Here is an 11,694-nt window from a genome sequence, read left to right on the forward strand (position 1 = left end):
TCTGGTTTTGGTTTTTAATTATGCCTAGCAAATTGGCTACTTTACTCAAAAAGCTATTTCTCGAAAGGCTATATTGTAGAAAGTAGAAAGCAATATCAAAAATTACTAACTCATAAAAGCTAAAAGCCAATAGCTAAAAGCTAAAAGCCAATAGCCAATCCCCAAACTTAAATTACCAAACTCATCCGTGCTACTAGGTTTCGATCCAGGAAAACAAAAATGCGGTGTCGCTGTCATGGGCTTAGATCGTAAGCTGCATTTTCAGGCAGTCATCCCCAGCCTAGAAGCGATCGCCAAAGTCGGCAATTTATTAGAGAGCTATCCCATTTCGTTGATGGTGATGGGCGATCAGACTGCCTCTAAGCAATGGAAAGCCGAATTACAAGCCACATTCCCCGACCTACGGATCATCACCGTAGACGAGCGTTTTAGCAGCGAAGAGGCGCGTCAAAGATTTTGGCAAATTTATCCCGCCCAAGGCTTAATGAAATTAGTCCCCCTCGGAATGCGATCGCCCCATCGTCCCATCGATGATATCGTGGCAGCCATCCTCATCGAACGCTATCTTAGCCGCCTCATTAGTTCCTAACTAAACAGGTAAGGATGGGCGCTTCGCACCGCCCATCCTTACCTGTTTAGGAAAACCCATAAACCTGAAAACAACATCTTAACCCCATACTTTCTCCAAAAGTTTTGTCAAGCTTCGTAAAGTAACGTTAAGTAAGCTTGAAGCAGGGGTATATAGGAATGATATCTTTGCAAATGATAACAAAGGCGTATACGCAATTTGGGAGAAAATCTCAATGTCAGAAGAACAAGCAACAGCGACTGCACCTACCCCCAAGGGTAAAACTCCTATCTGGGGCGGTAGCACTGGTGGTTTGCTCAACGCAGCCTTCACCGAAGAAAAGTACCTGATCTCTTGGGAAAGCCCCAAAGAACAAGTATTTGAAATGCCTACAGGCGGTGCTGCGACTATGGTCAAAGGCGATAACTTGCTTTACTTAGCTAAGAAAGAGCAAGCATTAGCTTTAGGTACACAGTTGCGTAAATTTAAGATCACCAACTATAAGATTTGGCGCGAATTTCCCAATGGCGACCAAGTTTATCTACATCCTAGCGATGGTGTATTCCCTGAGAAGGTGAATGCTGGTCGTGTTGCCGCAAATAGCGTCAGCCGCAAGATTGGTGATAATCCTAACCCCGTAAGCGTTAAGTTTACTGGTAAGGCTACTTACGATGTCTAATTAATAGCTAAAGCTATTACCCTATCGCTCTCATTTTGCTCTCATTTATCTTTAATTTTTACAAAAGCTGTCGCGATCGCAAGGTTGCGGCAGCTTTTGTATAGCAACTGTATCAGGACATAAAACCAATTCCCAAAATGGCGTTGCCGTTTTGGGAATCTCAAAACCTTACTGGGTTTTATAGCAATTCACGAAAGTGTTGTCACACTTTCGTGAATTGCTATAAAACTCAAAATAGTGTTGCCGCGCGAAGCGCGGCAACACTATTTTGGGTTGTAATTATATTTTTTAATTCATGAGGCGATGTTGGGCATAAATAGCAATACCCATGACACCAAGTAAAGGGGTCATCCAATCGCCCCAGAGGACATAGAGAGTCTTCGTATCCCTTAAATAAACTGTTTCTGCATGGGTTTCGTAGGTGTTGACCTGCGAGAGCCAGATCGTCCGCCCATTGGGATCGACAAAGCCTGAATAGCCAGTATTGGTAGCCCTTACCGCCCAGCGATCGCTTTCGATGGCTCTAGCGACATCTTGAGCATGGTGTTGGGCTGACATATAGGAAGCAAAATGAGCATTGTTGGAAGCGGAGAGGATTAACTTCCCACCTGCGGCGGTTTGAAATCGAAAGGTAGCTGGATAGGCGGATTCATAACAGATTCCCAAGATAAAGCGCCCCCAAGGTGTATCGACCAGTTGCTCGCTCGAACCAGCTTCCACTTCTCCGCGCAGTGGTGATAGACGCTTAATTAGACTGCCTAAAATTGCTTTAAAGGGAATATATTCACCTACTGGCACAAGGCGAACCTTGTCATATTGACTGAGAATCTTATTAGAACCGTCAATTAGAAAGAGACTATTTGTGTAATTATTTGGATCTTCAGTATTCGGATTGCGGGTCTTACCAAAACCTCCCAACCATACGGGCACGCGATATTTCTCAACCACGCGATCGAAAGGTTCGCGACGCGCATCGTAATTTGGATAGAGAAAGGAAATCGCCGTTTCAGGTGTAACGATCATTTCCGCTCCAGATTGAGCCAACTTTTCATAACCCTTTGTATAGTTATCAACGGCAATTTCCCATCCTCTCGGTAAGACCGTCAGGATATTCGGGAAGTTACCCTGAATAATACCTGCTTTGATCGCTTTGCCATTTGTGCTTGCCATGCGATCGCTTTGCATTTCCCATACGCCATAACCAGCCATTGCTAATACAAGCAAAATTGCGGCGATCGCATAGCGCCATTGTTTTACAAAAACAAGCAATGGCGTAATTATTACCTGATGATTTGCTGAGGCAAAGCGATCGCGCCAAGTTTTCTGCAACAGAGTTTCCGCTAACAATCCATTGACAGCCACAATCGCGGAAGTCATAGTTTGCTGACCAGAGAGGCGACTGATTTGCAGAAGTAATAGATCGTGAGGACTCTGGGTATAACCCAGTGCTGTCCAATAGAGAGGTCCCCAACTCCAAACAATCTCCAAACCACTAAAGATCGCACAGGCAATAACCAGCCGACTCGGCACATTCAATTTCTGAGTAAATAATGCCATTCCCCCTGCCCATAGCCCCGATAATACTGCCCCCCAACCCGCAATCAACAACCAAACTAATGTAGCAATCAAAAAACTATTCCACCAAGGCACACCCATCCATTCCATCGGATGTACAGATGTAATCCAAAATAACGCCATACCGTGATAGCAAAATCCCCACATCGCCCCCATTGCGATCGCGGCCTTCACTTTCAGCCTTTGAGCCAACATCCACAAAGGCATCAGCGCAATCCAAGCCAGCCACCATTGACCAAAGGGATCGGGAGTCAGTCCCATCAATAGCCCCCCAAGGGCAGCAAACAGAAGATTTTGCAAATTTTGCATAGGAAAGCCAGATCTTCCTTGTAATATGATGCAGTCAGTGAGTACGACAAGAACTGATAGTTGTTGAACTAAAATCTAGCACAAAGGATCCCTATCAGAATGCCTATAGGCTCTGATACAATGCAATCGCATTTATTTAGCTAATGCAAAACCTCAGAAATTATCCTTAGGAGCAAACTCTATGACCAATCCTCAATCTGATTTACTAGATAAAATTCGTCAACAGTTTGATAGTAGCCCATATCCCAGAATCCCACTAGATAAATCGCCTAAAGATAGCCCCAATGAGCTATATATACACAACTTGGTGACCTCTTTCTATTTGAGAGATCAGCGAGTTATAGATACTAAAGGAAAAGTTATTTTAGATGCAGGATGCGGTTCTGGTTATAAGTCCCTTATTTTAGCTGAAGCAAATCCAGGAGCAAAAATAGTAGGTGTAGATATATCCGCAGAGTCAATTAAATTAGCCGAACAACGTTTAAAACATCATGGTTTTGACAATGTGGAATTTCACGTACTATCAATTGAAGATTTATCTTCACTAAATTATCAATTTGATTACATAAACTGTGATGAGTTGCTCTATCTTTTTCCTGAGCCTGAAACTGCTCTAAAAGCAATGAAATCAGTTTTAAAACCTGATGGGATTATTCGTAGTAATTTGCATAGTTCTGCACAAAGAGTTAATATCTATCGCGCTCAAAAAATGTTTGGAATGATGGGATTGTTAGATGAAAATCCTGAAGATCTTGAAATAGAAGTTGTCATTGAGACAATGCAAGCTTTAAAGGATAATATCCTACTCAAAGCTCAAACTTGGAATCCAAATTACACCAGTGTAGATAACAAAGAAGATATTTTAATGAACCATCTCTTTCAAGGGGATAAAGGTTATGATATCGCTGATATGTTCTCGGCTCTGAGATCTGCCGAGTTAGAGTTTATCAGTATGGTAAACTGGCGCGAATGGAATTTTAGGGATTTATTTAAAGAGACAGATAACTTACCTGTTTTTTGGGAAATGAGCTTGCCAGATCTATCAATTGAAGATCGCCTCAGAATATATGAGTTTCTCAATCCGATTCATCGACTATTAGACTTTTGGTGTGGTCATCATCAGGAAATTCAGACTTTCATACCTTTTAGCACATGGAATGATATTGACTGGCAAGAAGCAAAAGTTTATCTACATCCCCAACTAAATAATTCTAAGTTTAGGGAGGATTTAGTAACTAATGCTCTAGGTTGTGGAATTATGAAACTTAATACCTATCTATCGACTAGTAGACAATTTGTAACGCTTGATAGCTCTATGGCTACCTGTCTTTTACCCTTATTAGACAACTATCAAACAATGTTTTCCTTGGTTGAACGTTGGAAGCAATTTAGACCAGTAGATCCTGTTACTTTGCAGCCTATAGATCATCAGAAAGCTTTTCAATTAGTAAAAAACACAATAATAACTTTAGAAAGCCTTGATTATCTTATGATAGAGCCTCAAATTTGATATTTTCTATTTTTACTGAGGATTTATTTGTGGAATCACAGAATAACGCTAACACTGTTTATCTTGAATATATTTTTAGCCACTATCCCGATATTGATGCAAGCATTTTGTCATCAATAGAAATAATCTTGGATAGCACGAACTGGGATAACCCTAAAACTTCTCTAGATTGGAATAATCTAGCTGTTATTAATTTGATTGAAGCTGAGAATTCTGAAGATTTAGATATAAAATCTACTTTAATAACAACTGCAATGGAAAAGCTGGAAATAGGATTCAGCCTAGATAAAAATCCACAATGTGCTGCTCATTATCTACTTATCCAAAGTATGTTAGGAGAGCATAGAAAAGCAATTAATTTAGCTCTCAATACAGCTATTAATATATTTCATCATGACTATATACCTGTGAATATTCCAGCAAAGAGTTTGGTCTATTTGCCTTTATTAGCCAGAGACTCTTTAGAGTTTGAATTTATTGTTAATGCCGAGAATGGGTATAGTCAATCCCTAATACTACTGTCTGATGCCTTAAGGAGATCACAATTTATATTTTACAACTCATCGGGAATTCGCTTCTTACGGTTGGCAAATCAACTTTGTCCGCAAAACCCTACCGCCCGTCTTATGTTGGGAGTTGCGGAACTAATGGGGAATTATACTGAAGGAATTGTGCATTTACACTATGCAAGGCAATTGGTTATCAATTATGCACCGATTTTACAATCTCTTTATATTGGATATCGCGAAATTTCCGATTTCAATAATGCTAGATATTGGCTAGAAATGGCAAATGAGATTTGTCTGAATCAAGGTATCGATGCTGCTGAGTGGCAATGGACAAAGTTAGAAGTAGATAGCCCAATTACCTATGTTGCCTTCGAGGGAAATTTAGTTTTAGCCGTTGAGCCTAGCTTTCGTAGTATCGTTACATCAGTATTAGTCGCTCAAGGTGATTGGTTTGAGCAGGAACTTGAATTTTGGCGCAACCAAATTCAAGAAGGAATGACAGTGATTGATGTTGGTGCAAATGTTGGTGTATATACGTTTAGCGCTGCTCAGAGGGTTAGAGAAAAGGGATTAGTACTTGCTATTGAGCCATTTTCACAATGTGTTACTTATCTCAGTGAAACGATTAGAGTCAATCAATTAGATTGCGTAAAAGTTTGTGTAGGAGCCGCTAGCGATCGCAATGGCAAGGCAAAATTATCGCTTAGTTCGGCTAGTGAGCTTAACGAGCTAATTTCTGAAGAGGAAGGGCAAGCTAGAGATGCTAGTAGAGTTGAAGAGGTAGAGTGTTTTACTTTGGATAGTCTAATTGAGGAATATAGCGTGAGTCGAGTTGATTTTCTCAAAATTGATGCTGAAGGGCATGAATTACAAGTATTAAAAGGAAGCGCTAGCATTCTTACTGAGTTTGAACCAATCATCCTCTATGAAAATATTGCGGGACAACAAGGCAGCAATGAGCCTGTGGCGAATTATTTGAGAAGCATTGGTTATCAACTATTTAGATATCAGCCATATTTACAAAGGTTAGTTCCTGTTGATGTAAATGCTCATTTTCAGGATAGTCTGAATATAATAGCTTTACCCCAGAAGCAACTTACCCGATAGTAGTACTATTAAAAATTATCTACAAAAGAAGAGTAAATAATATATGTCAATATTTCTCTCGATTTTAAAAAAAGATGGCTTCTTAGATCGCATTCATATGACATTGTGCAACGTTGGTTCTCGTAAACTAGGTGACTATGACGATTATGCAAGCAAAGGATGGGGATTGTTTGTTCCCAACTTAACTATATATGGCTTTGATGCCGACAGCGATGCTTGTGAGGCAGCAAACTCTGAACTAGAATCAAGACATATTGATTGGCAAGAAGTACATATTCCTTTAGCACTTGGGAAAGCTGAAGAAGAAAGAACACTGTATATTACTAAAGCTCCAATGTGCAGTTCTCTTTATCCGCCTAATGAACCCTATTTAAAGCGCTTTGCTGGTTTGCCAGAATTAGTAAACTTAGACTTTAGCTGCCAAATTCAAACAAATACTTTAGATGATTTTTGTGAATTGGAAGGAATTGACGAAATTAATTTTCTCCAGATTGACGTTCAAGGAGCAGATCTAGATGTTCTTCAGGGCGCAAATAGAATTTTAGATAGCATTTTAGCTATACAAATTGAAGTTGAATTCTCTCATTTATATGTCGATCAACCTTTGTTTGCTGATGTAGACACCTTTTTGAGAAGTCAAGGTTTCACTTTGTTTGATATATCAACTGCTTACCGCGTAAGATCAAATTCACCAATTCGATCAACCCAACGAGCAGGGCAATTGCTATGGGGTGATGCTTTTTATTTTCGCGATCCAATCCAATCTCACAACCAGAATCCCGATCAAATCCTGGAACTAGCTTGTATTGCTGACATCCTAAATTTTCCTGACTATGCTTTAGAATTGCTAGAATATCTGACTTTAAACTATGGAAAAGATAGAAAATATAACTTAGCCATGGTGATTGTTGAAGGCTTATCTCAATTTCCAGAATTAGTTAAGCAAGGGCTAGGAAGTTTACCTATTGTGTCAAGAATTCAAGATTTTCTTACCGATCTAGATATACCTTCATCCCTATCTAGTCTCGTATCTATCCCAAAGTAACAGTTATCTTCCTTAACTGTTTTTATTGTAACGAATCTAAGTACAACCAAAAAAGCTTGAAATGCTCTCCCAACAAGTATTTAAGCTAACAAGCCCGAAGGCTTTACCTAGAAAAGGTTTTGGAGTGTTTTGGTTTTCTATTTTTGATTTTTTGCCCTGTGCTTAGGTAACGAATACCTGCGTCATAATTATGGAAGATTGGAGCATTTGGGGACTTGCGAGAAAATAAGACACCAATCCAGTTTCCCCAGAATCAGTGGAGCAGAGGAGCCGAATCACTGATTCTGGTTTTATATTTGGTACTTTATTAAATTGTAAGGCCTTAAAGGGAGCTATTGCAGCAAATATATTTCCCACATCTTCTCATAAGCGAGTTCCATTTCCATGGCAAATTGCTTCGCATTCCACAGAGGAGAAATTTTACGTGACTCTTTTAGCTTCCAGAATACTTCTTTTCTTAGGGATTCATCAGCACCCAAGCGAATTCCCCACTCAACATACTCTTCATCAGTCCAAGCAATTCCCTCAGTAATGCCTGCATTCATCATCATAGTATAACTATTTCGAGACGCAAACTGTTCTCCCACTCTAGTCACTAAGGGAATACACATCCATAAAGTTTCCATGGTAGTAGTCGCCCCATTATAGGGATAGGTATCTAGAACTACATCAGCAATTGCTAAATTAGCTCTATGTTCCACTTCAGTTCCAGTCATCTTTAGAAATCTAAGGCGATCGGGACTTACTCCTTCCTGCTCGGCTATTGTTAGAAATAAGTTTTGAGTACTTTGCTCTTCTGCTATTCCTTTGATTAAAAAGTAACTGTTGGGGACTGCTTTAATGATTTTCATTTGGAGTACTATAGTATCAGAATGGCGTTTATACCCTTTCTGAGTAGTTAAAAAAATAGTTGCATCGTTAGGAATATTCAGATGATGACGTTGTAAACTTGGAACTCCTATTTCAAATCCATCTACCGCAATGTAAGAATTAGGCAACCGCCATATCTTTTCAGAATAGTATTCCTGAGCATTCTCTGGCAGAACATATTTATCTGCAATAAAATAATCCATTGCAGGTATACCTGAGGCATCTAAACCTAACCAAGTTACTTGTAAAGGTGCAGGTTTAAGGGAAACTATTTCACAGCAAGTAGAAGAAGTTAAACTATCAAGATCTATCAATATATCAATGCGATCTCGATAAATTTGTTCTACAAAATCAGATAATGTACCTACACATTCTATACCTGCTCGGTAGGATCTATCTACATGCTTGTCAAACCAGAGTTGTTGTGAGTCGCCTTGATAATATTGTGGGAAATATCCATAAATTTGAAATCGACTACGATCATGATATTTAAATAACCATCTGGCTAACCAACCAACAGAATGACTTCTTAAACTAGTAGATAAATATCCAATTCTTTTGAGAGCAGAATCTCTATGATGGCTATATTCTATAATGTGACTATCTTTGCGCTGATTATTTTGACATATACGGAAAAGCTGATTTTGAGTTTTACGATTATCTCTAGGATTGTCATTAAAATATGCAGCAAAAGCCATACCCCTACACAGATATATAGTCAAGACTTCAGGTGCTTGTTGAGCTTGTTGTAGTAAATACGATACATAGTGATTAAATGCTGTTTCTGCTTCCTTCCATGATTTTCCTGCACTCATCAGACTTAAAACAAGCAAGAAATAGATCGTTATTTTTTGTAAAAGATTGTCTGTTTTAGTTGTGTAATCTTGAATGAGGTCGACAGATTTAGAATAATTCCCACTATATATATAAGCATCAACTAAATATCCCAAAGTGATCATATTATTGGGATCAAGATCTAGACATGTCTCTAGTATTTCCTGTGCTACTGGATGACTATTTTGACTAAGTTTACCTGCAATAGGAAGTAACAGATCAATATATTCTTTAGGATTGTGAATGATATGTGGAATACAACTATATACAACATTCAAAACTGAGGTGTATTCCAACTTAGAGTTGAGGAGATTTTGAACTAACTGTAAAACCGATCCCTCTTGAATGGATGGGTTTGGTTCTTGTTGCAATAATTCAAGAATATTTAACTGATTTAAAGAATCCTGACTAAAATCATTGAGATTAAGCTCTAAATACACAATTTGGACTAGGTTATCAAAATCTTGAGGTGCAATTTCTCGCATATGCTGGCGAATTAACCAAGCCTTAGCATATTCCTTGGTATTGTCTAGTCTTTCGGCTTCTTGATGAAGAATTTGGCATAGCTCTTGCCCCAAAATCTCGACTTCATCTAAATCTCTATCAGCAGTCACCATACCCCACGTTAATTGGGCTTCTAGTTCTTGCCCATTTAGCAACATAGATAAACCTAGATACCAGTAATTTTCTCTAGAATCTGGATCTTCACTAATTGCTTCTTCATAAAGAAGAGATGCTTTGCTGTATTCCCCAATCAGAAGGTATTCATAGGCTTGTTGGAAAACATTATTAGACATGGGAGAATTTAGCAATGACTTTAATAACGATCTTAAAAAAGCTTTGGCAATCATTCTGAGTTTAATGAATGCCAAAGCTTTTGCTTTATTACTAATATAAGCTATACAAAACCTGAAACTTGCTTCAAGTTACTGAACCGCAGTGAAGCTTGCGGGGCAGGTGGGAGCTGCGGAAGCTGTAATACCAGCTTTATTGGCTGCGGTTAATGGAGCCGCGTTTGCAAGATTAACGCCACTATTTACAGGAGCAAGATTAGCTTCACACAAAACGGCTAAGGTTGTAGCTTCATTGGAACCTGCTGGAGTAGCGATTGAAACTGCTCCCAAGTAAGATTTCAATGGTGCTGTTCCACTGTTTGGTGTTGCCCAGCTATGGACACCCGAAGAGGCTTTAGTAGCTGCCGCTGTTCCAGCTGTATCTGTACCAGTGATATAGGTGTAGTTAGCAGTGGCTGAAGCAATACCAACGGCTAGGGTTGCAAGGTCGGGAGCAAAGGATTGTTTCTCTAGGTAGTAAGCTTGTTGAGTACGATTCATGGAACCTACATAGGTCTTAGCTTCAGACTGACGAGCTTTAGACGCTTGATTTAGGAAGGAAGGAAGAGCGATCGCAGCAAGAATACCGATGATGATGATAACAACGAGAAGTTCGATCAGGGTGAAGCCCTTTTCGCCATTCTTCTTGTTGAGGATGTGTTGAATGAGCTTGGTCTTGAATTCAGATTTCATGATTCTTTATCCCGTGTATGTCAAGAACGTTAACCGACTTGGTTGTGCAAATAACTTACCCACAAAAAAACTGGATGATATCACTGAACGAAAAAATGTTTTTAGATAGATACCCCCCATAATTTTGGGATAATATCAATTCACTGAAGTGTTGGCTCACTTCAGTGAATTAAAAAGCTAGCCCAGTAAGGTTTTGAGATTCTCAAAATGGCGTTGTCATTTTGAGAACTGGGATAAGAACATGGCTTAGAGCAATGTTTGAGTTATTTAGGACAAATAAAAGCTAAAAAGATAAGTGACGGCGTGAAGTGTCACATCTTATCTTTTTGGCTTTATGGCTTCAGCAAAACTTACATTGCTATATTATTGGGCGGTAAAGTTAATGGGGCATTTCATCGTCTGTGCGCTAGAATCTAACGCTCCTGGATTGATTGCAACACCACTGAAATTCGCAATACAAAAGACAGCATCTATCCTCACTACACCAGGTATGCCAACTACTCCAACAAAAGCTTGTAAATTGGGAGATAAAGGCGATGCGATATTAGTAACAATTTGATCTAATTGAACAGGGCTCGCATTTCCATTCACATCTCCTGTCATTACAGAATAAGTAAAACTAGAAGAGGATGTATTGGCTCCAAAACTCAGTTGGCTTATGCTGCCTGCAAATGTCTTTTTTTCTAGGTAGTAAGCTTGTTGTAACCGACTCATAGTACCAACATAGGACTTGGCTTCAGCAAATCGAGCTTTGTTGGCTTGATTGAGAAATGAAGGAATAGCGATCGCTGCGAGAATACCAATGATAATCATCGTGACAAGCATTTCGATCAGCGTAAAGCCTTTACCATTAAGGTTTTGAATTTTAGTTTGGCGATCGCGAAGCAATAAACTGACTATATATACTAAATTCTTGAAATCCACAGTCCCGTACCTGCAACTAACTTGTAACCTTTTCCCTTAGATCAAATTACCCAGTTTTCCGAGATTTAAATTCATCCGAAATATTAAGGATTCTTGCTTCAAGATCGATCGCGTCCCGTGCATTGCAAAAAATATAGATAATTCAAATAAAAACTACAGCTTCGACTTCGCTCAGCTAGCTTACACCGAGGGCTGAGCGAAGTCGAAGCCCGTCTACAAGTTATTTAAAACAACTATA

The 11,694-nt window shown here is 39.3% G+C and carries 9 protein-coding genes; 5 read left to right on the plus strand and 4 right to left on the minus strand.

Features of this window, described 5'->3' with window-relative positions:
- The first annotated feature begins 187 nt into the window (after positions 1 to 187).
- Together AC805_RS18130 and AC805_RS18135 are read left to right on the plus strand one after the other, a co-directional pair.
- Positions 188 to 589: a pre-16S rRNA-processing nuclease YqgF gene (locus AC805_RS18130; protein ID WP_009626150.1), complete on the plus strand. Its 402-nt coding sequence runs from the start codon at positions 188 to 190 to the stop codon at positions 587 to 589.
- Positions 590 to 803: 214 nt separating this feature from the next.
- Positions 804 to 1,247 (plus strand): photosystem I reaction center subunit II PsaD, encoded by a 444-nt coding sequence (locus AC805_RS18135; protein ID WP_055076687.1) that lies wholly within the window; start codon positions 804 to 806, stop codon positions 1,245 to 1,247.
- Positions 1,248 to 1,535: 288 nt separating this feature from the next.
- Here AC805_RS18135 and lnt read toward each other — a convergent pair whose 3' ends face one another.
- A complete protein-coding gene (lnt, locus tag AC805_RS18140; RefSeq protein WP_055076688.1) occupies positions 1,536 to 3,131 on the minus strand; it encodes an apolipoprotein N-acyltransferase in 1,596 nt (531 codons plus the stop codon).
- Between the two features lie 181 nt (positions 3,132 to 3,312).
- Between lnt and AC805_RS18145 the strand changes: the two genes are divergently transcribed.
- The 3 genes from AC805_RS18145 to AC805_RS18155 are packed head-to-tail and all read left to right on the plus strand — an operon-like array spanning position 3,313 to position 7,302.
- Positions 3,313 to 4,641, plus strand: a complete 1,329-nt coding sequence (locus tag AC805_RS18145) for a class I SAM-dependent methyltransferase (RefSeq protein WP_055076689.1) — start codon at positions 3,313 to 3,315, stop codon at positions 4,639 to 4,641.
- A 29-nt stretch (positions 4,642 to 4,670) separates the two neighbouring features.
- Entirely contained in the window at positions 4,671 to 6,257 is a 1,587-nt protein-coding gene (locus AC805_RS18150) for an FkbM family methyltransferase (protein WP_055076694.1), read from the plus strand.
- A gap of 43 nt (positions 6,258 to 6,300) precedes the next feature.
- Positions 6,301 to 7,302 (plus strand): FkbM family methyltransferase, encoded by a 1,002-nt coding sequence (locus AC805_RS18155; RefSeq protein ID WP_055076690.1) that lies wholly within the window; start codon positions 6,301 to 6,303, stop codon positions 7,300 to 7,302.
- 332 nt (positions 7,303 to 7,634) lie between these two features.
- Here AC805_RS18155 and AC805_RS18160 read toward each other — a convergent pair whose 3' ends face one another.
- The 3 genes from AC805_RS18160 to AC805_RS18170 form a co-directional block, all read right to left on the minus strand.
- Positions 7,635 to 9,803 (minus strand): O-linked N-acetylglucosamine transferase, SPINDLY family protein, encoded by a 2,169-nt coding sequence (locus AC805_RS18160; protein WP_055076691.1) that lies wholly within the window; start codon positions 9,801 to 9,803, stop codon positions 7,635 to 7,637.
- Positions 9,804 to 9,932: 129 nt separating this feature from the next.
- Positions 9,933 to 10,532, minus strand: a complete 600-nt coding sequence (locus AC805_RS18165; protein WP_055076692.1) for a type IV pilin-like G/H family protein — start codon at positions 10,530 to 10,532, stop codon at positions 9,933 to 9,935.
- A 363-nt stretch (positions 10,533 to 10,895) separates the two neighbouring features.
- The gene (locus tag AC805_RS18170) at positions 10,896 to 11,456 is read right to left on the minus strand and encodes a type IV pilin-like G/H family protein (protein WP_055076693.1); all 561 of its coding nucleotides are present in this window, start codon (positions 11,454 to 11,456) and stop codon (positions 10,896 to 10,898) included.
- Positions 11,457 to 11,694: the final 238 nt, after the last annotated feature.

This window comes from Pseudanabaena sp. 'Roaring Creek' (assembly GCF_001402795.1).
Lineage (GTDB): Bacteria > Cyanobacteriota > Cyanobacteriia > Pseudanabaenales > Pseudanabaenaceae > Pseudanabaena.